At 65.8% G+C, this 22,346-nt stretch carries 25 protein-coding genes; 15 read left to right on the forward strand and 10 right to left on the reverse strand.

All coding sequences use genetic code 11. The annotated features are described in order from the left end of the window. Positions 1-16: 16 nt before the first annotated feature. Both ACZ52D_RS11705 and ACZ52D_RS11710 read left to right on the forward strand, forming a co-directional pair. Positions 17-619: a DsbA family protein gene (locus ACZ52D_RS11705; RefSeq protein ID WP_464441423.1), complete on the forward strand. Its 603-nt coding sequence runs from the start codon at positions 17-19 to the stop codon at positions 617-619. Continuing rightward, positions 616-1,569: an alpha/beta fold hydrolase gene (locus ACZ52D_RS11710; RefSeq protein WP_464441424.1), complete on the forward strand. Its 954-nt coding sequence runs from the start codon at positions 616-618 to the stop codon at positions 1,567-1,569. Before ACZ52D_RS11705 ends, ACZ52D_RS11710 begins: the two co-directional genes overlap by 4 nt. A 71-nt stretch (positions 1,570-1,640) precedes the next feature. On the opposite strand, the gene ACZ52D_RS11715 is transcribed toward ACZ52D_RS11710, so the two are convergent. The 5 genes from ACZ52D_RS11715 to ACZ52D_RS11735 form a co-directional block, all read right to left on the reverse strand. Continuing rightward, positions 1,641-2,675, reverse strand: a complete 1,035-nt coding sequence (locus ACZ52D_RS11715; RefSeq protein WP_464441425.1) for a threonine aldolase family protein — start codon at positions 2,673-2,675, stop codon at positions 1,641-1,643. A gap of 36 nt (positions 2,676-2,711) precedes the next feature. Continuing rightward, positions 2,712-3,191 (reverse strand): YcgN family cysteine cluster protein, encoded by a 480-nt coding sequence (locus tag ACZ52D_RS11720; protein ID WP_464441426.1) that lies wholly within the window; start codon positions 3,189-3,191, stop codon positions 2,712-2,714. Next, the gene (locus ACZ52D_RS11725; RefSeq protein WP_464441427.1) at positions 3,188-4,120 is read right to left on the reverse strand and encodes a bifunctional riboflavin kinase/FAD synthetase; all 933 of its coding nucleotides are present in this window, start codon (positions 4,118-4,120) and stop codon (positions 3,188-3,190) included. Before ACZ52D_RS11725 ends, ACZ52D_RS11720 begins: the two co-directional genes overlap by 4 nt. A 515-nt stretch (positions 4,121-4,635) precedes the next feature. Further along, positions 4,636-5,079 (reverse strand): MaoC family dehydratase, encoded by a 444-nt coding sequence (locus ACZ52D_RS11730; RefSeq protein ID WP_222455080.1) that lies wholly within the window; start codon positions 5,077-5,079, stop codon positions 4,636-4,638. A gap of 184 nt (positions 5,080-5,263) precedes the next feature. Further along, positions 5,264-6,139: a TIGR01459 family HAD-type hydrolase gene (locus ACZ52D_RS11735; RefSeq protein WP_222455081.1), complete on the reverse strand. Its 876-nt coding sequence runs from the start codon at positions 6,137-6,139 to the stop codon at positions 5,264-5,266. 150 nt (positions 6,140-6,289) lie between these two features. Here ACZ52D_RS11735 and ACZ52D_RS11740 point away from each other — a divergent pair, with 150 nt between their 5' ends. Next, positions 6,290-6,688: a VOC family protein gene (locus tag ACZ52D_RS11740; RefSeq protein WP_464441428.1), complete on the forward strand. Its 399-nt coding sequence runs from the start codon at positions 6,290-6,292 to the stop codon at positions 6,686-6,688. 82 nt (positions 6,689-6,770) lie between these two features. On the opposite strand, the gene ACZ52D_RS11745 is transcribed toward ACZ52D_RS11740, so the two are convergent. Beyond that, a complete protein-coding gene (locus ACZ52D_RS11745) occupies positions 6,771-7,691 on the reverse strand; it encodes a manganese-dependent inorganic pyrophosphatase (RefSeq protein WP_464441429.1) in 921 nt (306 codons plus the stop codon). A 187-nt stretch (positions 7,692-7,878) separates the two neighbouring features. On the opposite strand from ACZ52D_RS11745, the gene ACZ52D_RS11750 reads away from it, so the two are divergent. From ACZ52D_RS11750 to ACZ52D_RS11785, 8 genes are all read left to right on the forward strand, one after another. After that, complete coding sequence (locus ACZ52D_RS11750; protein WP_464441430.1) at positions 7,879-8,919, forward strand: glycosyltransferase family 2 protein; 1,041 nt, start codon at positions 7,879-7,881, stop codon at positions 8,917-8,919. Between the two features lie 104 nt (positions 8,920-9,023). Beyond that, positions 9,024-9,710, forward strand: a complete 687-nt coding sequence (locus ACZ52D_RS11755) for a DUF2161 domain-containing phosphodiesterase (RefSeq protein WP_464441431.1) — start codon at positions 9,024-9,026, stop codon at positions 9,708-9,710. Between the two features lie 185 nt (positions 9,711-9,895). After that, positions 9,896-10,183 carry a co-chaperone GroES gene (gene groES / locus ACZ52D_RS11760; protein WP_222455086.1) on the forward strand — a complete coding sequence of 96 codons (288 nt, stop codon included), beginning with the start codon at positions 9,896-9,898 and terminating at the stop codon, positions 10,181-10,183. Between the two features lie 64 nt (positions 10,184-10,247). Next, positions 10,248-11,897: a chaperonin GroEL gene (gene groL, locus ACZ52D_RS11765; protein ID WP_222455087.1), complete on the forward strand. Its 1,650-nt coding sequence runs from the start codon at positions 10,248-10,250 to the stop codon at positions 11,895-11,897. A 362-nt stretch (positions 11,898-12,259) separates the two neighbouring features. Further along, positions 12,260-12,850: a hypothetical protein gene (locus ACZ52D_RS11770; protein WP_464441432.1), complete on the forward strand. Its 591-nt coding sequence runs from the start codon at positions 12,260-12,262 to the stop codon at positions 12,848-12,850. 165 nt (positions 12,851-13,015) lie between these two features. Continuing rightward, a complete protein-coding gene (locus ACZ52D_RS11775; protein WP_464441433.1) occupies positions 13,016-13,888 on the forward strand; it encodes a DMT family transporter in 873 nt (290 codons plus the stop codon). 44 nt (positions 13,889-13,932) lie between these two features. Next, complete coding sequence (locus ACZ52D_RS11780) at positions 13,933-14,712, forward strand: alpha/beta fold hydrolase (protein ID WP_464441434.1); 780 nt, start codon at positions 13,933-13,935, stop codon at positions 14,710-14,712. Beyond that, on the forward strand, positions 14,709-15,860 hold the full coding sequence (locus ACZ52D_RS11785) for an alpha-D-ribose 1-methylphosphonate 5-triphosphate diphosphatase (RefSeq protein ID WP_222455090.1): 1,152 nt from the start codon (positions 14,709-14,711) through the stop codon (positions 15,858-15,860). Before ACZ52D_RS11780 ends, ACZ52D_RS11785 begins: the two co-directional genes overlap by 4 nt. A 145-nt stretch (positions 15,861-16,005) precedes the next feature. On the opposite strand, the gene ACZ52D_RS11790 is transcribed toward ACZ52D_RS11785, so the two are convergent. Continuing rightward, positions 16,006-17,082, reverse strand: a complete 1,077-nt coding sequence (locus ACZ52D_RS11790) for a 5-(carboxyamino)imidazole ribonucleotide synthase (protein WP_464441435.1) — start codon at positions 17,080-17,082, stop codon at positions 16,006-16,008. After that, on the reverse strand, positions 17,075-17,563 hold the full coding sequence (purE, locus tag ACZ52D_RS11795) for a 5-(carboxyamino)imidazole ribonucleotide mutase (RefSeq protein WP_222455092.1): 489 nt from the start codon (positions 17,561-17,563) through the stop codon (positions 17,075-17,077). The genes ACZ52D_RS11790 and purE overlap by 8 nt, the downstream gene beginning before the upstream one ends. 335 nt (positions 17,564-17,898) lie before the next feature. Between purE and ACZ52D_RS11800 the strand changes: the two genes are divergently transcribed. Both ACZ52D_RS11800 and ACZ52D_RS11805 read left to right on the forward strand, forming a co-directional pair. Next, entirely contained in the window at positions 17,899-18,156 is a 258-nt protein-coding gene (locus tag ACZ52D_RS11800; protein ID WP_464441436.1) for a DUF1272 domain-containing protein, read from the forward strand. A gap of 33 nt (positions 18,157-18,189) precedes the next feature. Then, a complete protein-coding gene (locus ACZ52D_RS11805; RefSeq protein WP_464441437.1) occupies positions 18,190-19,491 on the forward strand; it encodes a PDDEXK-like family protein in 1,302 nt (433 codons plus the stop codon). Between the two features lie 64 nt (positions 19,492-19,555). On the opposite strand, the gene ACZ52D_RS11810 is transcribed toward ACZ52D_RS11805, so the two are convergent. Both ACZ52D_RS11810 and ACZ52D_RS11815 read right to left on the reverse strand, forming a co-directional pair. After that, a complete protein-coding gene (locus ACZ52D_RS11810; RefSeq protein WP_464441438.1) occupies positions 19,556-20,839 on the reverse strand; it encodes a uracil-xanthine permease family protein in 1,284 nt (427 codons plus the stop codon). Between the two features lie 424 nt (positions 20,840-21,263). Further along, positions 21,264-21,488, reverse strand: coding sequence for a YdcH family protein (locus ACZ52D_RS11815; protein ID WP_222455095.1), 225 nt, complete (start codon positions 21,486-21,488; stop codon positions 21,264-21,266). A 182-nt stretch (positions 21,489-21,670) separates the two neighbouring features. Here ACZ52D_RS11815 and ACZ52D_RS11820 point away from each other — a divergent pair, with 182 nt between their 5' ends. Then, complete coding sequence (locus ACZ52D_RS11820) at positions 21,671-22,084, forward strand: Hsp20 family protein (protein ID WP_222455096.1); 414 nt, start codon at positions 21,671-21,673, stop codon at positions 22,082-22,084. A 4-nt stretch (positions 22,085-22,088) separates the two neighbouring features. Beyond that, positions 22,089-22,313 carry a DUF1150 family protein gene (locus tag ACZ52D_RS11825; RefSeq protein ID WP_222455097.1) on the forward strand — a complete coding sequence of 75 codons (225 nt, stop codon included), beginning with the start codon at positions 22,089-22,091 and terminating at the stop codon, positions 22,311-22,313. Positions 22,314-22,346: the final 33 nt, after the last annotated feature.

The following is a 22,346-nucleotide window of genomic DNA, read 5'->3' on the forward strand; positions in this document are numbered from 1 at the left end:
GCGGGAGAAACAACCAATGGCAGCCGTGGATTTCTACTTCTCAACCCTGTCGCCCTTTACCTATCTGGCCGGCAGGCGCCCCTGGGAGATCGCCGCGCGCCACGGGGTGACGCTCAACCTCAAGCCCCTGGACATCATCGCGCTGTTTCCCCGCACCGGCGGCACCCCGCCCGCGCAGCGCCATCCGGCGCGGCAGGAATACCGGCTGATCGAAATGCAGCGCCAGGCGGCGGCGCTGGGGATGCCGATCAATCTGAAACCGGCCCATTGGCCCACCAATGCCGCACCGTCTTCCTATGCGATCATCGCCGCGCAGGCGGCCGGGGGCGGCGATCTGGCGCAGCTGGTGACCTCGATCCTCAGCGCCTGCTGGGCCGAGGAGAAGGACATCGCCGAGGACGCGGTGATCCGCGGCTGTCTCGATGGCGCCGGCTTTGACCCCGCGCTGGCGGACAGCGGCCTCCTGGCCGGCGCGGAAACCTATGCGCAGAACCTCGAGGATGCCGTCACCGCGGGTGTCTTCGGCGCGCCCTTCTGGGTGACGGCGGACGGAGCCCGTTTCTGGGGCCAGGACCGGCTGGCGGATCTGGACGCGCATCTGGCCGGGGGGCAGCCGTGACGGAGCTGCCGCAGGGGATCTTCGCGCGCAGCTTCGGCGAGGGGCCGCGGCCGCTCCTGGCGGTGCATTGTTCGCTCGCCCATTCCGGCGCCTGGCGCGGTCTGGCGGCGGCGATGGAGCGCGAGGTCACGCTGACCGGCTTTGACATGCTCAACCACGGGCGCAGCCCGGACTGGGACGGGCAGGGCAACTACCAGCTGCTGAACACCGAGGCCGGTCTGGTGCTGCTGCAGGACATGGCCGCAAGCGACGGTGCGCAGGACACCCCGGTGGACGTGATCGGCCATTCCTTCGGGGCCACGGTGGCGCTGCGCATGGCGATGGCGCGGCCCGACCTGGTGCGCAGCCTGACCCTGATCGAGCCGGTGCTGTTCGCGGTGGCGCGCAGCGACGATCCGGGCCTGCTGGCCGCCATCGAGGCCGAGAGCCTGCCGTTCGACCAGGCCTATGCAGCCGGTGATCTGGAGCGCGCAACGCGGCTGTTCAACCGCCTGTGGGGGCCGGGCCACCCGAAGTGGCCGGACCTGCCCGAGAGCTCGCGGGCGGCGATGATGCGGGCAATGCCGGTGATCCCGGCCAGCCACGCGACCCTCTACGACGACGAGAACGGCACCCTTGCGCCCGGCGCGCTGGACGGGGTGACGATGCCGGTTCAGCTGATCTACGGCAGCAAGAGCCCGGCGGTGATGGCGGTGATTGCCCGCGGGCTCAGCCGACGCCTGCCGCAGGCGCTCTGCGTGGCGATGCCGGGCGCCGGGCACATGCTGCCGGTGACGCATCCGCAGCAGACCGCGGCCCTGTTGCGCCGGTTCTGGAACGGTCGACCGGAGGCCGCGCGCGCGCCTGTGGCACAGACGCCCGAGGCAACCGCGGCCGCGGAGCGCGCGGGCGGGACGGCAGGCGGGACCACGGCCGAGAACAGGGCCGAGGAGGACAGCCGCCAAGACTGAGATGCAGGGTGGTCAGGTTCAGGCGGCCTGTCCGCCTGCACCAGAGGCGGTTGCGCCTTCCGGTGTTTGACCTACAGCAGCGCCAGCAACGCGTCGATCTGCGCGTCCGGCACCGACCAGTCGCAGACGAACCGCGCGGTCACCATCTCGTCCTCCGGGCCGTCCATGCCCCCGTCCCACAGGTGATAGGCGGCACCGGCGTCGAACAGGCGCCGGTGGGTGGCGCGGGGCAGCGCGGCAAAGATCATGTTGGCCTGCACCTTGTGGCTGAATTCGGCTCCGGCCGCGGCCAGACCCTTGGCCAGCCGCGCGGCCTTGGCATTGGCGGCACGGGCGTTCTGAAGCCACAGATCATCACTCAGATAGGCCAGCATCTGCGCCGACAGGTAGCGGTGCTTGGAGAACAGATGCGCGCCGCGCTTGCGGCGGTACTCAAACTCCTCGGCGCGGGCGGGGTCGAACAGCACCACCGCCTCGACGCCCAGGCAGCCGTTCTTGGTGCCGCCAAAGGACAGCGCCTCAACCCCTGCCTTCCAGGTCATCTCGGCGGGCGTGCAGCCCAAGGACACCAGCGCATTGGCAAAACGCGCGCCGTCCATATGCACCGGCAGGCCATAGTCCCGCGCCACCGCGCCCAGCTCGTTCAGCTCCGCGACCGAGTAGACCGTGCCGAACTCCGTCACCTGCGACAGCGACACCGGCCCGCGCTTGGGGCCGTGCACGCCGCGGTTCTCCTCGCCCTCCAGGGCGCGGCGCAGATCCTGCGCGGTCATCTTGTCGGCATCGCAGACCGTGGTCAGCTTGGCACCGCCGCTGAAGAACTCCGGCCCGTTGCATTCATCCACGTTGATATGCGCCTGCCGGGTGCAGAACATCGTCTGCCATGGCTGGCACAGCGCCGACAGCGCCAGCACATTGGCGGCGGTGCCGGTCGCCACCAGGTAGACCGCCGCTTCGGGGGCCTCGAAGATCTCGCGGATGCGGGCGGTGACCTGTTCCATCTGCGGATCAGCGCCATAGCCCATGGCATAGCCCTGGTTGGCCGCGGCCAGCGCATCCAGGACCTGCTGCGGCACCGGGCCGGAATTGTCAGAGGCGAAATGCATGGCAGTAGCTCCTTGGGAAATCTGGAAAACAAGAACTCAGGTGGGTTCCTCGATGATGTGGTCTTCCCACTCATCCTCGGGTGTTTCGAACTCCGATACCGTCCAGCCGCGCACCGAGACACCGGCCGCGTGCACGCTCTCCGGCGTGCCGGTCAGCAAGGGATGCCACTCGGGCAGCGGCTTGCCCTGCCACACCAGCCGGTAGGCGCAGGTCTCGGGCATCCAGTAGGCGTGGGTGTCGAGGTTGTCGGGCTTCAGCACGATGCATTCCGGCACGAACTGATGGCGGATCGGATACTGCGAGCAGCGGCAGGTGGCATCATCCAGCAGGCGGCAGGCGACCCGGGTCAGAGCCACTTCACCGGTCTCCTCGTCCTCCAGCTTGTTGAGGCAGCATTTGCCGCAGCCGTCACACAGCGCTTCCCATTCCTTCTGGTTCAGCTCGCTCAGCGGCTTCTTCTCCCAGAACCGCGGCGCCAGACCCGCGCGGTCGATCACGTCCTTGCCCCGTTTCATAACGCGGCCAGAATGCCGCGGGCGCGGGCGCAGTCTGCATCCATCTGCGCGATCAGCGCGTCCAGCCCGTCGAACTTCAGCTCGGGCCGCAGGAACTCCACCAGCCCCACCGACAGCGTCGCGCCATAAAGGTCGCCCGAGAAATCAAACAGGTAGGTCTCGATATTGGGCACCACGCCGCCGAACATCGGCCGCACCCCGATCGAGGCCGCGCCGTGGTAGCTGCCCTTATGCGGCCCGTCCAGTACATCGACCAGCACCGCGTAGACCCCAAAGCGCGGCTGGTGCAGCCCGTCGATCGACATGTTGGCGGTGGGAAAGCCCAGCTCGCGGCCGCGCTGCTCGCCGCCGATCACCACGCCCTCGATGCGGTGCCAGTGGCCCAGCATCTCCTTGGCGTCGGCCGGGCGGCCTTCGGTCAGCGCGTTGCGGATCGCGGTGGAGGACACCGCATGTTCGGAATATTCCATCAGCGGCGCGATGGTGACGCCAAAGCCATATTGCGCGCCGAAGCGTTTCAGATCTTCGGCATTGCCCGCGCGCGCCTTGCCAAAGCAGAAGTCGGCCCCGACCACCACGTGCCGCAGCCCCAGCCCCTTGGCGATCACGTCGCGGGCGAATTCCTCGGGTGTCAGGCTGGAGAGGGCGGTGTTGAAGTTCAGCTCATAAAGCCGCGCCACGCCCAGCTTCTCCAGCCGGTGCGCCCGCGCATCGGCGCGCATCAGCCGGAACGGCGGGCTGTCGGGCGCGAAATACTCGCGCGGGTGGGGCTCGAAGGTCATCACGCCGAGCGGCGCATCGGGGGCGGCCTTGCGGGCCAGCTCGATCACCGACTGATGGCCCAGGTGCACGCCGTCGAAATTGCCGATGGCGACGGTGGCGCCCCGGTCCTGGTCTTCGACGAACTGATAATCTCTGACGATACGCATGGCGCATGCCTATCCGCAGCCGCCCGCCGGTTCAAGCGGCCAGTGGCAGGGGAGGGCGCGACGCCGGGCGGGCAGGCGCTGGCCCGGCGGTGCCGCGCGCCCTGTTCCGGGCGGGTGCCGCCCCAAGGAGCAAGGTGTTGCGCACCCGGCGTACGCTGCCTTCACGCAATTCTCAGGCCGCTGTGCCAGACTGCGAGGCGATCGATCATTCGCCATGGCCCTGTGGCCATGACACCCGGCGCTGGGCGAACTGTGTGGCCGCCCGCGCATCATCAGGAGACCGGCCCCGATAAAAAGGGGGTCGTTCAGGATATCCTGTCCGAGCCTCCCCCGCGGGGGAGCGCCCATCCTCCGTCCGGCGGCGCCGCCACCCTTTGCGGGCACGTGCTCCACGGCAGATACAAAAGAGACCAGAAAAACAAACCGCCAAGGCCAAACGGCCCCGGCGGCTGAACCTGCAGCAAAGCGCCGCTAAAGCGCCAGTCGCGGACGACAGAGCGCGGGCCGTGCCCGGTTCAGTCGAACTTGCGCGACGGCGCCAGCACCATTGCCTCGCCCTCCAGCACCTTCTTGCCGTCGACGATGCAGCGGCAGTCCAGCTTGACCCGGCGCTTGTCGATCACGATGTCGGTGACCTCAACCTCCGCCAGCACCATGTCGCCGGGGCGCACCGGTGCGAGGAACCGCAGCGACTGGCTCATGTAGATGGTGCCGTGGCCGGGTAGCTGCTCGCCGATCACCGCCGAGATCAGCCCGGCGGTCAGCATGCCATGGGCGATGCGGCCCTCGAAAATCGTGTCCTGGGCATAGGCGTCATCCAGATGCACCGGATTGCGGTCGGTGGAGACCTGGGCGAATTTCTCGATATCCTCATCGGTGATGGTTTTGCGCAGGTAGCGCACCATGCCCATCTCGATGTCCTCGATGCAGATGGTGCCGCGGGGCAGGTTGTCCAACATCCGGTCCTCCGTCCGTGGTGCCCCGGTCCGGCTGCGGCCGTGGGCGTTCTGAAATATTTGCGCGCCAGATTGCCCGCTTGCGCAACTTTATTACTTTGCAACTGCAGAAAATCAAGGGGCTTCAGCACGAAAAACCCCGCCCTTTCGGGGCGGGGTGCGGCGATCCACTATTGGATGGGTAATTTTAGCGCAGGAAACCAATGGCATAGGTGGGGGCGGATTGCTCCTGCGACAGGTAGTCCGCCAGCGCATCCGCATCCGGCTGCTGCGCGGTTTTGGTCTCGCGCGCGGCCAGGCCGCCAGTGATGAACAGGGAATCGATGCCCTCGCCCATGGCACCTGCGATGTCGGTATGCGGCCCGTCGCCGATCGCCAGGATGTCCGCGTCGGCAATGTCGACGTCCAGCTCTGCCAGGCGGCGGCGGGCGAGGTCATAGATCGGCGGATGCGGTTTGCCGAAATAGAGGCTCTCGCCGCCCATCTCGGTATACAGCCGCGCCAGCGCGCCGGCGCACCACTCGCGGGTTTCGCCGCGGTCCACCACGATGTCGGGGTTGGCGCACAGCAGCTTCAGTCCCATCTGCTTGGCATAGAGGAAATCCGGACGGTTCACATCCGGGTCAGCCTGGGTGTCGAAGGGGCCACAGCAGACGATTCCTTCGGCCTCCTTCAGCGGCACAATGGAGATCTCGACCGGATCGTGGATCACGTTCAGCGGCTCGAAGAAGCCGGCATCGCGTTCCCACTCGCCCATGAAATACACCTTGTTGCCGACAGCCCCCGTGAACATCGCGGCCCGCGCGCTGTCGCCGGAGGTGGCGATGGTGTCATAGGCATCGTCGGGCACGCCGAATTCGCCCAGCTGCGCGGCAACCCCGGCCCGCGGCTTGGGAGAATTGGTGACCAGCACCACCAGGCCGCCCTGCGCCCGGTAGGCCTGCAGCGCCGCGACCGCTTCGGGAAAGGCGGTGATGCCGTTGTGCACGCAGCCCCAAAGGTCCACGAACAGCGCCTTGTAGCGGCTGGAGACTTCGGCGAGGGAATTGATGATCTGGGTCATGGGCGATCTCCTGAGGCAGGTTTCCCCCGCTTATGCCCGAGCCGCGCCGACAATGCCATGGGGCAACCGCTTTCGCAGCCCCCGCATTGCCGCTAAACCGGCGACAGGGAGAGACCACCGCCCCGCCGGGGCAACCGGAGAGACGACAAGATGGCAAAACCGATTCACTCGATGGTCCGCGTGCTGGACGAAGCCCGCTCGCTGGCCTTTTACAAGGCGGTATTCGGCATGGAGGTGCGCGACCGTTTCGACTTCGAGGGCTTCAGCCTGATCTACCTCGCGACCGATGAAAGCCCCTTCGAGCTGGAGCTGACCGTGAACAAAGGGCAGGAAACGCCCTACGAGCTGGGCAACGGCTATGGCCACCTGGCTTTCGCGGTCGAGGATCTCGAAGCTTCCCATGCCGCGGCCAAGGCGGCCGGTTACGAACCGCGCGACATCGTCGAATTCAAACCCGATGGCGAAAACATCCTCGCGAAGTTCTACTTCATCGCCGATCCGGACGGCTACCAGATCGAGGTGCTGCAGGCCGGCGGGCGCTATCGCTGACAATCGCAAGCCGCAGCCGCCGCAAAACGAAAAAGGCGCCCCGAGGGGCGCCTTTTGTGAATCAGCGATCTGCGGGTCGCGATCAGACCTTCAGGTTCGGGATGATCTGCTTCTTGCGCGACATGACGCCCGGCAGCACCACGGTGTCGCCGTCCGCATCCGCGTCAAAGGATTTCTTGGCGACGGTCTTCACCAGGTCGTTCGGCACCAACAGGGTGGCTTCCTCGTTCAGGATGTCCACGACGAACAGCAGCACCTGGTCGACGCCGTCCTCGGCTGCCACGGTGGTCATGGTCTCCATCAGCGAGGCCTTGCGGTCCAGCACAACGGCCGGCGCGGTGGTTTCCAGCACGGAGACGCGGAACTTGGTGCCATCGACTTCGTATTCCTTGGAGTCCATGCGCAGCAGTTCGGCGTCGGAGAAGGACGACACATCGGACTTTGCCGCGAACATCTCTGCCGCGTAGTCGGCGATGTTGATGCCCAGGTCGGCGGCCAGTTTCTCGGCCACTTCCTTGTCATGTGCGGTGGTGGTGGGCGAGCGGAATTCCAGCGTGTCGGACAGGATGCAGGTCAGGGCGGCACCCTTGATCGCCTCGGGCATCTTGGCGGCGTCGTCGCCCATCAGGTCAACCATGATGGTGGCGGTGCAGGCCAGCGGGCGGATGGTGATGTCGATCGGGCCCTTGGTTTCCAGGCCGCCGACCAGCTTGTGGTGGTCGATGATCGCCTGCACGTCGGCGCCGTTGATGTTGGCGGGCAGCTCGGCCGGGTTGTTGGTGTCGACGATCACGACGGCGGCGTCATCGGCCACGTCTTCGATGATCGCGGGCTTCTCGAGACCCCAGCGCTGCAGCATGAAGGCCGCTTCGGTGTTCGGCTCGCCCAAGAGCTTGGGCTCGGCGGCCACGCCTTTCACCTCGTTCAGGTACCAGGCCCAGACAATGGGGGAGCCGGTGGAATCGGTGTCGGGGGATTTATGGCCGAAAACTTGAATGGTCATGGGCTGTCCTGTTCACTCATCTGACATGAAATAGGGGAGATTTGCGCGCCTTATAGAAAGGCTGCGCGCCCGTGTCATCCCATAACTCCCAGGTGCCGCGCCGCAGCGCCGATTTGCCGCCGCTTGTCTCGCCCCGGACCAAGGCCTAGGGTCGCAGCAAACGGGCAGGGCAGGCGCAGGGGCAGGCATGGGACAGACATCCAGGGCGCTGAAAATCGACATCGGCATCTTTGCCCATAACGAGGGCGCAGGCATCGCCGCCATGCTGGCGTATCTGGCCGGGCAGTCGCTGCTGCAGGCGGGCGCGGATCTGCGGCTTTTCGTGCTGGCCAACGGCTGCAGCGACGACACGGTCGCACAGGCCCGCGCCGCCCTTGCGGCCAGCGCGCTGACGGACCGGGCCGAGGTGCTGAAACTCCCCGAGCCGGGCAAGAGCCGCACCTGGAACCGCTTCACCCACGAGTTTTCGCGCGCCGAGGCGGATCTGCTGATCTATTGCGACGCGGACATCCGCTTTGCCGATGCCTCCACCTTGCAGCAGCTGGCCGATTTCATGCAGGCCAACCCGCAGCTGGCCGCCAGCAGTTCCTTTCCGGTCAAGGATCTGGCGCTGGCCGAGCGCCGCCTGTCGCTGGTCGAAAAGCTGATCGTCTCCGGCGGTAGCAGCCGCGAGGAGGTGCGCAGCCACATCTGCGGCCAGTGCTATGCCGCCCGCGCCGCGGAGGTGCGTGCGGTGCATATGCCCGCGGGCCTGCCGGTGGAGGACGGCTTCCTGCGCGCCATGCTGCTGACCCGCAATTTCACCGCGCCGGAGGATCTGTCCCGCATCGATGCCAGCCCGGCTGTCTGGCACATCTATGAAAGCGAGCGGACCCTGGCTGCGCTGATCCGCCATCAGACCCGCATCGTGATCGGCGGCGCGGTCAATCTGGCGCTGTTCGACCACCTGCGGCGGCTGCCGCGGAATCAGCGCTCGGCCGCGCTGCAGCAGGCGGCGGCGCAGGAGGGCTGGTTGCAGAACATGCTGGCGACGGCGCTGCCGCGCGCGCCCTGGGGCTGGGTGCCGGTGCATTTCCTGGTCAAGCGCAGCGCGGCGATGCTGCGGGCCCCCGGCACCTTGCGCCCCGGACGGCTGGCGAAGCTGATCGCAGGGCAGGGGTTCGACCTCGTGGTCTGGCTCTTGGCGCAATGGCGCATGGCGCGCGGCAGCGGCGCGGGCTTCTGGTAGCCAGCGCTGCCGCCACCGCTTGCCTGCCTGCCGCCCCTTGGCGAATTCGTTGAACCTACGGGCGTTGCATTGCCAATCGCGCGGCATCCTGCCAGTCATGGCGCATGGAACGCGAGGATCAGCTTTATGCGCCGGTGAAGGCGCTGCTCGAGGCGCAGGGCTACGTCGTCAAGGGCGAGGTCGGCGCGGTGGACGTAATGGCCTGTCGCGGCGACGAGCCGCCGGTGATCGTCGAGCTGAAGCTGCGGTTCTCGCTGTCGCTGTTTCACCAGGCGGTGGCCAGGCTGGCGGTCAGCGATCACGTCTATATCGCGGTGCCACGGCCCTCGGGGCGGCAGGCGCGGCGCATGCTCAGGGATAATCTGGCGCTGTGCCGGCGGTTGGGGCTGGGCCTCATCACCATTCTGCCCGATGGCCGGGCCGAGGTGCATTGCGACCCCGGTCCCTACAGCCCGCGCAAGTCCAGGAAGAAACAGCAACGGCTGCTGCGCGAATTCCAGACGCTGCGGGGCGACCCGAACGCGGGCGGCGCCACCCGGCACGGCATCGTCACCGCCTATCGCCAGGATGCGCTGGCCTGTGCCGCGCATCTGGCGACGGTGGGCGCCTGCAAGGGCGCAGAGGTGGCCCGCGCCACCGGCGTCGCCCGCGCCACCCGGTTGATGGCCAGCAACCATTATGGTTGGTTCGCACGGGTCTCAACCGGCATATACGAGCTGACCGAGGCGGGGCGGAAAGGGCTGGCGGACTGGTCCGGCAGCTGGGAAGACACCGCCCCGGAGTGCCGCTGATCCGGTCGTCGGCGGATGCAATTTTTCTGCTGATTCCATGTTGACAAGCGCAGGGTGCATTCCTAGCTTCCCCTTCGTTAGCACTCACCCCGGGTGAGTGATAACGACCTCGGTCGAAGCCCCGATCTGCGGGCGCATCGAGGTGCACAAGATAACAACCTTTGAGCCTTTAAGGAGCTGCAAAGATGGCATTGAAACCGCTTCATGACCGCGTCCTGGTGCGTCGCACCGAGAGCGAAGAAAAAACCGCAGGCGGCCTGATCATCCCTGATTCCGCCAAGGAAAAGCCGAGCGAAGGCCAGGTCGTCGCAACCGGTGAGGGCGCGCGTAAAGACAGCGGCGAGCTGATCGCCATGGCCGTCAAGCCGGGTGACAAGATCCTGTTCGGCAAGTGGTCCGGCACCGAAGTCACCGTCGACGGCGAAGAGCTGCTGATGATGAAGGAAAGCGACATCATGGGCATCATCGAGTAAGCCCTCCGGCTTCTCTGATCCCAATCTCGCTGAAACACACAGAAATTCTCTAGGAGAGTGAACAATGGCTGCTAAGGACGTCAAATTCGACACCGATGCCCGCAACCGCATGCTCAAAGGCGTCAACATTCTGGCTGATGCCGTGAAGGTGACCCTGGGCCCCAAAGGCCGCAACGTGGTTCTGGACAAATCCTTCGGCGCACCGCGCATCACCAAGGACGGCGTGTCCGTGGCGAAGGAAATCGAACTGGAAGACAAGTTCGAGAACATGGGCGCCCAGATGGTGAAGGAAGTTGCTTCCCGCACCAACGACGAAGCCGGTGACGGTACCACCACCGCAACCGTTCTGGCCCAGGCCATCGTCAAGGAAGGCCTGAAGCAGGTTGCAGCTGGCCTGAACCCGATGGACCTGAAGCGCGGCATCGATCTCGCCACCTCCAAGGTCGTTGAGAGCCTGAAGGAAATGGCCCGCGAAGTGAAAGACTCCGACGAAGTTGCGCAGGTTGGCACCATCTCCGCCAACGGCGAAGCTGAAATCGGCCGCCAGATCGCCGACGCGATGCAGAAAGTCGGCAACGAAGGCGTCATCACCGTCGAAGAGAACAAGGGCATGGAAACCGAGACCGACGTGGTCGAGGGCATGCAGTTCGACCGCGGCTACCTGTCGCCCTACTTCGTCACCAACGCAGACAAGATGGTTGCAGAACTCGAAGACTGCATGATCCTGCTGCACGAGAAGAAACTGTCCTCCCTGCAGCCGATGGTTCCGCTGCTGGAGCAGGTGATCCAGTCGCAGAAGCCGCTGCTGATCATCGCTGAGGACGTCGAAGGCGAAGCGCTGGCAACCCTGGTTGTCAACAAGCTGCGCGGCGGCCTGAAAATCGCAGCCGTCAAGGCACCGGGCTTCGGCGACCGCCGCAAGGCCATGCTGCAGGACATCGCGATCCTGACCGGCGGCCAGGTCATCTCCGAAGATCTGGGCATGAAGCTCGAGAATGTCACCATGGACATGCTGGGCACCGCCAAGAAAGTCGAAATCACCAAAGACGAAACCACCATCGTCGACGGTGCTGGCGAGAAGGCCGAGATCGAAGCACGCGTTGCCCAGATCCGTACCCAGATCGAAGAGACCACCTCCGACTACGACCGTGAGAAGCTGCAAGAGCGCGTTGCCAAACTGGCAGGCGGTGTTGCCGTGATCCGCGTCGGCGGCATGACCGAAGTGGAAGTGAAAGAGCGCAAGGACCGTGTGGACGATGCGCTGAACGCGACCCGCGCAGCCGTTCAGGAAGGCGTCATCGTGGGTGGTGGTGTTGCCCTGGTTCAGGCCGGCAAGGCTCTGGAAGGTCTGGAAGGCGCCAACGCCGATCAGAACGCAGGTATCAACATCGTTCGCAAGGCCATCGAAGCGCCGCTGCGCCAGATCGCCGAGAACGCCGGTGTTGACGGTGCCGTGGTTGCCGGCAAGATCCGCGAATCTTCCGACACCTCCTTCGGTTACAACGCACAGACCGGTGAATATGGCGACATGTTCTCCTTCGGCGTGATCGACCCGGCGAAAGTGACCCGTACCGCTCTGGAAGACGCGGCATCGGTTGCTGGCCTGCTGATCACCACCGAAGCCATGGTTGCCGACAAGCCCGCCAAAGAAGGCGCGGCAGCCGGCGGCATGCCCGACATGGGCGGCATGGGCGGCATGGGCGGCATGATGTAATCACAAATCCCTTTGGGATTTGGGATGCGGCGACAGGCGATTGGCCGAAAAGGCCAATCTGCCGAGAGCCCACCGCTGATGACGTGAAGATTTGGGGCTGCCTTCGGGCGGCCCCTTTTTGTTTGAGTGCGGCGGGCAGTGGCGCCCGGCGGCACGCCGGGCATCGCCCGACCGCCCCTATGGGCGGGCGATATTCGCCCACCCGCGGACGGGCGATGCCCTGAGCGTTTCACAAAAAATCACTGGCAAGTATGCGCAGAACTTAGTCCCTGCCCCCGCGGCCTGAAAAGGCCGTCCCTTTCCGACTTGCCGTTTTGGCTTGTTTCAGTAGGCTCTTGTAGGATTTGTACAGGATATTCGTTTTGCACAAGATACTTATGCCATCGTTGCCGGACCTCGGAGCTGAAGCCGCAGGAGGTTCTTCGGAGCAGCTGCTGATGGATTACCATGCGCTCATGTTCCCAGAGGCCGTTTCACAGGAGTTGCAGCAGCTACAAACGCCTGAAGCGGCTACCAGCGGGTTTGGTTTCTTGAAGGATCAAGGGATCATTAATGAATTACAATGGCTTGTCTTCTGCGCCTCGCATCTTACCGGCGGGATAGCCAATGGCGGCGTCTGGGATGGTCTGCTTGGCAACCAGCCGAAGCTGGTTGCGGATTGTGTTCCACTGCTGAGACGCTTGGGGTTGGCGAATGCAGCAGAACGTTTCGCCATGGTCTTCGCCCCGATATTGGAGTTGCAAGCCCGTGTCAGGCAAAGCCTGCAACTGGGCGCGTCAGTGAATATGGAGCAATATTGGGACGAATGGCAAACTGCTGAGGGTAAGCTCAATGACGATGATGTCGAGTCTTTCGAGCGTGACTTCCTGGGAGAGTACGGAGCTACCGGGCCAACGTTGAAAAGCGAGATCGAAGATGCGGCGATTTCCTTAGTGCTTTCTGTGCGAGATTGACGCCTTCGGAGGTGTTCAAGGCCCGCACCGCCTGTTGAATATGCGACTGCATACGCCATCGAGGTTATGATCTTCGATTAAGGCGGGGCTGCATGCATTTCGTCTTCGGGTGGTAGCACAAAAAATTCACTGGCCCCGCCCGGCGCGCCGCGGTAGCCACAGCCCATGCGCCTGTTTCTTCTCGTCTGTCTCACCATGCTGGCCTTTGCCGCCAATTCCATCCTCGGCCGTGCTGCCATCGCGGGCGGGCATATGGATGCCACCGGCTTTGGCCTGTGGCGGCTGGTGTCGGGCGCGCTGATGCTGGCGGTGCTGTGTGCCGCGCGCGGGCTGCAGCCGTGGAGCCGGGAGCGGATCCTGCGCCCCGCGTCGCTGTGGGGCGGGGCGGCGCTGACGCTCTATATGGCGGGGTTTACCCTTGCCTATCAGCATCTTGACGCCGGGCTCGGGGCGCTGGTGCTGTTCGGGGTGGTGCAGGTGTCGATGTTCCTCTGGGGCGCGCTGCGTGGCAATCCGGTCACTGGCTTGCAGGCCGCGGGCGCGGTGCTGGCCTTTGGCGGTCTCGCCTATGTGGTCTGGCCCGAGGAGGGCGCAGGCGTGCCGCTGACGGCGTCGCTGCTGATGGCGGCCAGCGGGCTGGGCTGGGGGATCTACAGCCTGTTGGGGCGCAGCGCGCAGCAGCCGCTGGCGGCGACGGCGGTGAATTTCGCCTGGTCCAGCCTGATGATGCTGCCGGTGCTGCTGCTGGCGGGCGGCGGCACGGCTGTCAGCGCCCATGGCATCCTCCTGGCGGTGCTGTCCGGCGCGGTGACCTCCGGCATGGGCTATGCGCTGTGGTACCGGGTGCTGCCGCAGCTGGCGCCCGCGGTGGCCGCCACGGTGCAGCTGAGCGTGCCGGTGATCGCCATCCTCGCCGGTGCGGCGCTGCTGGGGGAGGCGATTGGCTTGCGGCTGGTCTTTGGCACCATCGCGGTGCTGGGCGGCATCGCCCTGGTGGTGCTGCGGGGGCCGAGGGCGCGCCCTGCCGCGGCAGAGTGAGGCGGGGGCTTTTCCCGCCCGAGGAATGCGCCTATCTGCAACGGATGACATCTGTGCTGAAACCCCTGTGCCTTGCCGCCGCGGCGCTGCTGCCGCTGCCTGCCGCCGCCGACTGCGTGATCCTGCTGCACGGGCTGGCGCGCTCCGAGACGTCTTTTGCGGTGATGGAGGAGGTGCTGCGCTCGCGCGGTTACGACGTGGTGCGCCCCGGCTATGACTCGACCGATGCGCCGATAGAGGATCTGGCGGAAGCGACGCTGCCCCCGGCCTTTGCCGCCTGTGGCCGTCAGACGACGCATGTGGTCAGCCATTCCATGGGCGGCATCCTGCTGCGCTACTGGTTGCAGGAGGGCCATCCGCAAAACCTCGGCCGGGTGGTGATGATGGGGCCGCCGAACCAGGGCAGCGAGCTGGTGGATGAGTTGGGCGGCTGGGAGGTCTTCGGCCTGCTGAACGGCCCCGCCGGGCTGCAGCTGGGCACCGGTGCGGACAGCCTGCCCAGAAAGCTGCCGCCGGTGACGTTCGAGCTGGGGGTCATCGCCGGTAGTGAATCTCTGAACCCCTTGTTCTCGAACCTCATTCCCGGCCCGGACGACGGCAAGGTCTCGGTCGAGAGCACCAGGGTCGCAGGCATGCGCGCGCATCTGACGCTGCCGGTCACCCACACCTACATGATGAACAATCCGCAGGTGATGGCGCAGGCGCTGCATTTCATCGAGACCGGCCGCTTTGACCCGGATCTGGGCTGGCTGGACGCGGTGCAGGAAATTATCACGGAGGCCTGCCAGTTGAATGGCGGCTGCGAAGAAGAGGGCGAGGGATGAGCCTGGAACTGACCATGCAGGGCGGCGATGTATTGCGCCCCCAGGGGCTGCAGCGCGGCGGCGAGATCGCCATCGCCGGTGGCGTGGTGGTGGAGGAAACCGCCGGACGGGCGGTGGACCTTTCGGGCTACCTGGTGCTGCCGGGCATCATCGATGCCCATGGCGACGGGTTCGAACGCCACCTGGCCCCGCGCCGCGGCGCCATGAAACAGATGGCGGAAGGCGTGGTGGCGGCCGAGGCGGAACTGGCCGCCAATGGCATCACCACCGCAGTGCTGGCGCAGTTCTATTCCTGGGAGGGTGGCCTGCGCGGGCCGGAGTTCGCCGCACAGGTGTTCGAGGGCATCAAGGCGGTGCGCGGTGAGCTGGTCACCGATCTGATGCCGCAGCTGCGGCTGGAGATCCACATGCTGGACGACTACGCCGCGCTGCCCGCCCGCATCGCGGACTGGCAGGTGCCCTATGTGGTGTTCAACGACCACCTGCCGCACGAGCGGCTGGCGGCGGGCAAGAAGCCACCGCGCCTCACCGGCCAGGCGCTGAAGGCGGGCCGCAACCCGGAGGTCCACTGGCAGATGCTGAAGGACATGCACGCGCGGCGGGCCGAGATCCCCGCTGCCATGGATACCCTCTGCGCCGCGTTGTCGGAGATGGGGGTGCGGCTGGGCAGCCACGACGACCATCGTGCCGAGGACCGCAGCCTATGGCGCGCGCGCGGCGTGCGGATCTCGGAGTTTCCCGAAACCATGGAAGCGGCAGAGGCGGCGCGGGCTGGCGGTGATCACATCATTCTCGGCTCGCCCAACGTGGTGCGTGGCGGCTCGCACAAGGGCAATGCCTCGGCGGTGGAGCTGATCGCGATGGGGCTGTGCGACGCGCTGGCCTCGGACTACCACTATCCCAGCCCGCGCCGCGCCGCCCTGATGCTGGAGCGCACGGGCCTGATGGATCTGGGCACGGCCTGGCGGCTGGTCTCGGAAGGTCCGGCCCGGCTGCTGGGCCTGGACGACCGCGGCACGCTGGAGGCGGGCAAGCGCGCCGATATCGTGGTGCTGGACAAGCGGACCCAGCGGGTGGCTGCGACGATCGCCGGTGGGCGGGTCAGCTATATGTCAGGAGAGGTGGCAGGCCGGTTCATGGGCTGCTGAGGGGGAGGCGGCGCCGCGCATCAGGCCGGATGGCCCTCTTTACGGCGCGTGAAAGCGGCGGGGCCGCTTTCACATGCGTTTCTCTGCGCGGGCGTGCGCCGTCCTGATGTGGGGGGAAACCCACGGGCCGGGGCTGGGTCCCGGCTTACTCCTGTGGTTTCACCACGCGGTTCACATGCGCCATCTTGCGCCCCGGCTTGGCCTCGGCTTTGCCGTAGAGGTGCAGCGCGCAGTTGGCTTCGCGGGCCAGCTCCGGGATGCGGTCGATGTCATCGCCGATCAGGTTTTCCATCACCACGTCGGAATGGCGCTGGCCATCACCCAGCGGCCAGCCGGCGACGGCCCGGATGTGCTGCTCGAACTGGTCGGTGGTGCAGCCGTTCTGGGTCCAGTGGCCGGAGTTGTGCACCCGCGGTGCGATCTCGTTGACGATCAGACCCTGCGGGGTGACGAACAGCTCGACCCCCAGAACGCCGACATAATCCAGCGCGTTGAGGATCTTGCCCGCCATCAGCACCGCATCCATGCGCTGCGCCTTGCTGAGGCGCGCGGGCACGGTGGTGGTGTGCAGGATGCCGTCGCGGTGGACGTTCTCGCCCGGGTCGAAACAGGCGATCTCGCCGCTCACGCCGCGGGCGGCGATCACCGAAACCTCGTGGCTGAAGTTGACGAAGCCTTCGAGGATCGAGGGCGCGCCGGCCATCGCGGCGAGCGCCTCGGCGGCGTCTTCCGGTGCCTTGATGCGGGCCTGGCCCTTGCCGTCATAGCCGAAGCGGCGGGTCTTCAGGATCGAGGGCGCGCCGATCTCGGCGAGGGCCGCATCAAGGCTGGCCTGATCGGTGATGTCGGCAAAGGGCGCCGTCTGCAGGCCGAGATCCTGCAGGAAGGTCTTTTCCGTCAGCCGGTCCTGGCTGATCCGCAGTGCCTCGCGGCCGGGGCGGATCGGCTTTTGCGATTCCAGCAGGTCCAGCGCCGAGGTCGGGATGTTCTCGAACTCATAGGTGATGACGTCGACCGAGGCGGCGAAGGCCTTGAGCGCCTCGGCATCCTCGTAGCCTGCGGTGGTCACCCGGTCGGCGACATGGCTTGCGGGCGGGTTGGCGCCGGGCTCGAAGATATGGGTTTTGAAGCCGAGGCGGGAGGCCGCGACCGAGAGCATGCGGCCCAGCTGGCCGCCGCCCAGGATGCCGATGGTGGCGCCGGGAGAGAGCATGTCAGTCATCGACGGGCTCCTCCGGGATCGAGGCCGAGAGCGCCTCGCGCCAGCTGTCCAGACGCTGCGCCAGCTCGGGGTCCTGCAAGGCGAGGATGCCCGCGGCCATCAGGCCCGCGTTGGCGGCGCCGGCCGCGCCGATCGCCATGGTGGCCACCGGGAAGCCCTTGGGCATCTGCACGATGGAATAGAGCGAGTCGACGCCGGAGAGGGCGCGTGTCTGCACCGGCACGCCGACCACCGGCACCCGGGTTTTCGACGCGACCATGCCGGGCAGGTGGGCAGCGCCACCGGCACCTGCGATGATCACCTGCAGCCCGCGCTCCGCTGCGGACTTGCCGTAGCTCCACAGCCGGTCCGGGGTGCGGTGGGCGGAGACGATCTTTGCCTCATAGGCAACGCCCAGTTCATCGAGGATATTCGCGGCTTCCTTCATGGTGGGCCAGTCGGATTGGCTGCCCATGATGATGCCTACTTTGATGTCGGCCATCGGCTTGGCTCCTGTCGCGGCTTGTGGAGCGCGCACTATAGGGAAAGTTGGATTTTGCGCAATCCGGGAAAGGTGCTGGAATGCGGTGCCGTGGTTCGGTTTTTGCGGGTCTTGGCTTCTATGCCGCAGGGCGCTCCCGCCCGTGGGGGAGGCAGCAAAGCTGCCCCGCCGCCCCGGTTGGGCCGGGCAGCGCGCGGGGCGCGCTGCGGGTGCGGCTGTTGGCGGGCCTTGCGCCGGGCGGGGGCGGCGGGCAGGGTGGCGGCAAAGCGGAGGGTAAGATGCTGGAGTCGTGACCAAATGGTGAGCTGTGTGATCGGGATCTGCCGCCGAATGCGGTGGATGCGCGGATCTGCTCCTATGAATGCACCTATTGTGCCGACTGCGTGGAGCATGTGCTGCACAATGTCTGCCCGACCTGCGGCGGCGGCTTTGCGCCGCGCCCGATCCGGCCGCAGAAGGCCTGGCGGCAGGAATTGAACCCGGGTTTGAGCAACCATCCGGCCTCAACGCGGCGGGTGCATTCGAAATTCAGCCGGGCAGAGATCGACGCCCATGTGGCGCGGATTCGAGATCTGGAGCCGGGGGCGCGGTGAGGGGCGTCAAGAGATCGAACTAAAGGAGATTTGATGTCTGAAAGTGATTTGCCGACCAGCCGGGCGCTGGAGGATCTGTTTGTGAATAATCCGCGGCTGGAGCGAGTTGAGGCCTATCTCAACCGGTTCAACCCAATCCGCATCATGAAGATGGAGCGCCGAGAAATCCGCCACTCGGCGATCCTGGCCTGGCTTCTGGACCCGGCGGAGTCGCATGGGCTGGGGGACCGCTTCCTGAAGGCATTTCTGGCCGAGGCCTATCGAGGTAACAACAGCATTGACGGACCGTCGGCGCTGGAGATCATCCAGAGCGATCTGCGCGATGCGGAGGTGCGGCTTGAGTGGCAGAATATCGACATATTCATCTTCAGCCGGCGCAACGGCTGGGCTTTTATCATTGAGAATAAATTCGACAGCAGCCAGCACTCCAACCAGTTGCAGCGCTATCTGGACAAGGTGCGCGCGATCTATCGTGGGCGCGCAGGCCTGCGGATCTGCGGGGTGCTGCTGACGCTGCGCGAGGAGGCGGCGCAGGTGCCGTCCTTTGTGGAGATCCGCTATGAGACCATCTGCGGGTTTCTTCCGCGGTTTCTGGAGCAGGAAGCCCATGTTCTGCGGCCCGAGATCGCCGTGTTTATCCGGCAGTATATTGAAATTATTGAGGAAGCCGCAGATATGAGCAGCGAGCACAAAGAGATGGTCCGGCTGGCGCGCGAGCTGTATCGCAGCCACAAGAAGGTGCTGGATTTTGTCATTGAACATGGCGCGGCAACCGAGCTCTCGCTGGCGGTGGAGGCGCTGTTTGGCGCTGATCCGCAGCTTCTGGATGCGACGCAGATCGGCCGACGGGCCCAGCGGTTCTGCTATGGGGATCTGCACCGGGACTGGGTCAGCTTTCTGCCGCAGGACTGGGTGCGGGCCATGGGGGGCGCGCCGGGGCGCTGGGCGGGCTGTGAAAACTGGTGGCTGGGGTTTCCGGTGACCTGCTGGATCACGCTGTCGGCAGGCGCGGACGGTGCCAAGGGGCGCCTGCGGCTGCATGTTGAAGTGGGGCCGCTGACGGATCACGCTACCCGTGCTGCGCTGATCGGGGCGATTGAGAGCAGGGCGAAAGCCGGTGGTTTCAAGCGTATCCGCTTTCAACAGGGCGCGGCAAATGAGGGCAAGAAGTTCTCGAAGTTTTTCAAGGATAACACTGCCGAAATCAGCGATATCCACGATGCAGAAGAGATCGGAGAGGGCATAGCGCGGCTGCTTGACCGCTTTCAGGCGGAGTTTGCGGCGGTGGCGGATGTGCTGGGGGTTCTGGTGCAGCCACAAGCCGCGGTAGAGTGAGCGCTGGCAGAGGCTGTATCTGGTCTTCGAATGCAGGAGCCGCCGGGGCGGCTCCTGCAGGGGATCAGTCCCGCTGTTTGGGCAGGATCAGGTTCAGCAGCAGGCCCGCGACACCAGAGAGGCCGATGCCTGCGAGGGTGAAGCCTTCGCCGAATTCCAGCGTCAGCCCGCCGAGGCCGATGATCAGCACGGTGGAGATGATCACCATGTTGCGCGCCTCGGACAGCGCGTCGCCCAGCTTGGCCAGCACCGACAGGCCGACCACGGTGACCATGCCGAACAGCAGGATCATGATGCCGCCCATCACCGGCATCGGGATGGTCGCCAGCGCCCCCGACAGCTTGCCCACGAAGGCCAGCGCGATCGCGATCAGCGCCGCCCAGGTCATGATTGCCGGATTGAAGGCGCGGGTCAGGGTGACGGCGCCGGTGACCTCGGAGTAGGTGGTGTTGGGCGGGCCGCCCAGCAGGCCGGCGGCGGTGGTGGCCAGCCCGTCGCCCAGCATGGTGTTCTGGATGCCCGGCTTTTCCATGTAGTCACGCTTGGTCACGTTGGAGATCGCCAGGATGTCGCCGAAATGCTCGATCGCGGGCGCGATGGCGACCGGCAGGATGAACAGGATGGCGGCGAGGTTGAACTCAGGCATGACGAACTCGGGGATCGCGAACCAGGGCGCAGCGTCCAGCGCGGAGGTGTCGATCAGGCTGGTGTCGCTCACGGCGCCCAGCACCAGCGCCGCGATGTAGCCCGCGGCAACGCCCGCAAGGATCGGCACGATGCGCATGATGCCGCGGCCGAGGATCGCGGTCAGCATGGTGGTGCCGAGCGAGATGGCGGCCAGGGCGAGCGCGGTGTTGCGCGGCATCACCTGGGTGTCGCCGGCAAGGCCGGTGGCCATGTTGACCGCCACCGGCGCCAGCGACAGGCCGATCACCATGATCACCGGGCCGACCACCACCGGCGGCAGCAGCCGGTGCAGGAAGCCGCTGCCGAAGGCGCGGATGGCAAAGCTGAGCGCCACATACAGAAGACCCGCGGCGGCCAGGCCGCCGGTGGTGGCGGCAATGCCCCAGGTCTGCACGCCGTAGATGATCGGCGCGATGAAGGCGAAGGAAGAGGCCAGGAACACCGGCACCTGGCCGCGGGTGACGATCTGGAAGATCAGCGTGCCAAGGCCCGCGGTGAACAGCGCCACGCTGGGGTTCAACCCGGTCAGCAGCGGCACCAGCACCAGCGCGCCGAAGGCGACGAACAGCATCTGGGCGCCGGCCAGCGCCTGTCTGGGGGAGAATTTGTAGGCGGTGTCCTGCACGTCGGGCACCGGGTCGTGGTCGCGCGTGGCGGTCATGGGCAAGTTCCTCGTCCGTTTTTGTCTTTGTTGTTCGTTGCGTGTGGTTGCGGTTTGTCTCAGGAGCCGCCCCCGGCAGCTTGCCGGGCAGCGGGGTGAGCAAAAATTTTCGAGGTTCTAGAAAGAAACGCGCGGTTTGACCATCCTCGGTTTTTCGGAAGGTGGTGGTTTGCGGGCTGCTCCGGCGGGTGACGCGCAGGCTGGCTCAGCGCGCCGCAGGCGCGCTGCCACGCCCAACGCCCTGGCGGGCAGCTGGCTGCCTGTCAGCGGGGGCGGGAGGGGCTGTGGAAGGTTCGGGCGGTGGTGTTCAATGGCCGGTCCCGCAGGCCTTGCGGGGCAACCGGCACAAGCCGGGGCAGGGGCTGCAGGGGGCATCCGGTATCGCGCGGGCCGAAAGCGGTTGGATGGCCGCGCCGCACAGCGGTCAGGCGATGATGTCCGGGGTCAGCCGGTCTTCGATCAGCGAGATCTTGTCCTTGAGGATAAGCTTCTGTTTCTTCAGGCGGCGGATCGTCAGCTGGTCGCTGGTGCCGCGCTCTTCCAGCGCGGTGATCGCCTCGTCCAGATCCCGGTGCTGTCTGCGGAAAACCTCCAGCTCAACCTTCAGGACCTCGTCGGTTTTCATCGACACATCTGTGGGTGCATTCATTGGCGACTCAGGTAAGCTGATGAAGGAAGTTGGGAAACCATACGGCGTTAACCGCTTTTCCGCCAGACCTATGCGTACATGGTCTTGTGAATCCAGATGGAACTTCCCATATTCCTTTCTGAGGCGGCTGCCGGGATCGGGGCCGCACCCTACCGTCGCTTTGGCATAAAGGACGAACGAACGTGTCGAAACTTACCTTGGCCTCCTACCCGCATATGCTGGGGTTTGAGCAACTGGAACGCCTTCTGGAACGCTCCGCGAAGTCGGGCAACGAAGGCTATCCCCCTTACAACATCGAACAGACCTCTGATCATTCCTACCGCATCACGCTGGCCGTGGCCGGTTTCGCGGAGGAGGATCTGGCTATTACCGTCGAGGACCGCCAGCTGGTGATCCGCGGCCGCCAAAGCGACGACAGCGACGGGCGGGTGTTTTTGCACCGCGGCATCGCAGCGCGTCAGTTCCAGCGCATGTTCGTGCTGGCCGATGGCGTCGAAGTCGGTGAGGCGGTGATGGAAAATGGGCTGCTGCATGTGGATCTGACCCGCGCACGGCCCGAAACCGTGGTTCAGACGATCAACATCAGAAAGGGGTAAGGCAATGAACACACCGTTTGATTTCAGCCAGGGCTCCGGCCGGACCGTTTACGTCAAGGCAGTGCCGGTGACGGATCTGCCCAAGGATGTGCAGCAGAGCGTGGCCGGACGCCAGCGGCTCTACGCGGTCCACGATTCGCAGGGTGGCCAGCTGGCGTTGGTGACCGACCGGCGCATGGCCTATGTGCTGGCGCGGCAGAACGACCTGACACCTGTCGCGGTCCACTGAACAGCGTCCCGTGCAGTGCGGCGGCCTCGGCCG

The organism is Leisingera sp. S2M4, assembly GCF_055398055.1.

Bases quoted from the DNA above. Each gene is read 5' to 3' on its own strand.
- ACZ52D_RS11745 (WP_464441429.1), bottom strand. From the start codon at position 7,691: ATGACCATTCAAGTTTTCGGCCATAAATCCCCCGACACCGATTCCACC.
- ACZ52D_RS11725 (WP_464441427.1), bottom strand. From the start codon at position 4,120: ATGCGTATCGTCAGAGATTATCAGTTCGTCGAAGACCAGGACCGGGGC.
- ACZ52D_RS11750 (WP_464441430.1), top strand. From the start codon at position 7,879: ATGGGACAGACATCCAGGGCGCTGAAAATCGACATCGGCATCTTTGCC.
- ACZ52D_RS11810 (WP_464441438.1), bottom strand. From the start codon at position 20,839: ATGACCGCCACGCGCGACCACGACCCGGTGCCCGACGTGCAGGACACC.
- ACZ52D_RS11785 (WP_222455090.1), top strand. From the start codon at position 14,709: ATGAGCCTGGAACTGACCATGCAGGGCGGCGATGTATTGCGCCCCCAG.
- ACZ52D_RS11815 (WP_222455095.1), bottom strand. From the start codon at position 21,488: ATGAATGCACCCACAGATGTGTCGATGAAAACCGACGAGGTCCTGAAG.
- purE (WP_222455092.1), bottom strand. From the start codon at position 17,563: ATGGCCGACATCAAAGTAGGCATCATCATGGGCAGCCAATCCGACTGG.
- ACZ52D_RS11735 (WP_222455081.1), bottom strand. From the start codon at position 6,139: ATGACCCAGATCATCAATTCCCTCGCCGAAGTCTCCAGCCGCTACAAG.
- ACZ52D_RS11775 (WP_464441433.1), top strand. From the start codon at position 13,016: ATGCGCCTGTTTCTTCTCGTCTGTCTCACCATGCTGGCCTTTGCCGCC.
- ACZ52D_RS11780 (WP_464441434.1), top strand. From the start codon at position 13,933: ATGACATCTGTGCTGAAACCCCTGTGCCTTGCCGCCGCGGCGCTGCTG.
- ACZ52D_RS11715 (WP_464441425.1), bottom strand. From the start codon at position 2,675: ATGCATTTCGCCTCTGACAATTCCGGCCCGGTGCCGCAGCAGGTCCTG.
- ACZ52D_RS11825 (WP_222455097.1), top strand. From the start codon at position 22,089: ATGAACACACCGTTTGATTTCAGCCAGGGCTCCGGCCGGACCGTTTAC.
- ACZ52D_RS11705 (WP_464441423.1), top strand. From the start codon at position 17: ATGGCAGCCGTGGATTTCTACTTCTCAACCCTGTCGCCCTTTACCTAT.
- groES (WP_222455086.1), top strand. From the start codon at position 9,896: ATGGCATTGAAACCGCTTCATGACCGCGTCCTGGTGCGTCGCACCGAG.
- ACZ52D_RS11790 (WP_464441435.1), bottom strand. From the start codon at position 17,082: ATGACTGACATGCTCTCTCCCGGCGCCACCATCGGCATCCTGGGCGGC.
- ACZ52D_RS11730 (WP_222455080.1), bottom strand. From the start codon at position 5,079: ATGTTGGACAACCTGCCCCGCGGCACCATCTGCATCGAGGACATCGAG.
- ACZ52D_RS11755 (WP_464441431.1), top strand. From the start codon at position 9,024: ATGGAACGCGAGGATCAGCTTTATGCGCCGGTGAAGGCGCTGCTCGAG.
- groL (WP_222455087.1), top strand. From the start codon at position 10,248: ATGGCTGCTAAGGACGTCAAATTCGACACCGATGCCCGCAACCGCATG.
- ACZ52D_RS11805 (WP_464441437.1), top strand. From the start codon at position 18,190: ATGTCTGAAAGTGATTTGCCGACCAGCCGGGCGCTGGAGGATCTGTTT.
- ACZ52D_RS11720 (WP_464441426.1), bottom strand. From the start codon at position 3,191: ATGAAACGGGGCAAGGACGTGATCGACCGCGCGGGTCTGGCGCCGCGG.
- ACZ52D_RS11740 (WP_464441428.1), top strand. From the start codon at position 6,290: ATGGCAAAACCGATTCACTCGATGGTCCGCGTGCTGGACGAAGCCCGC.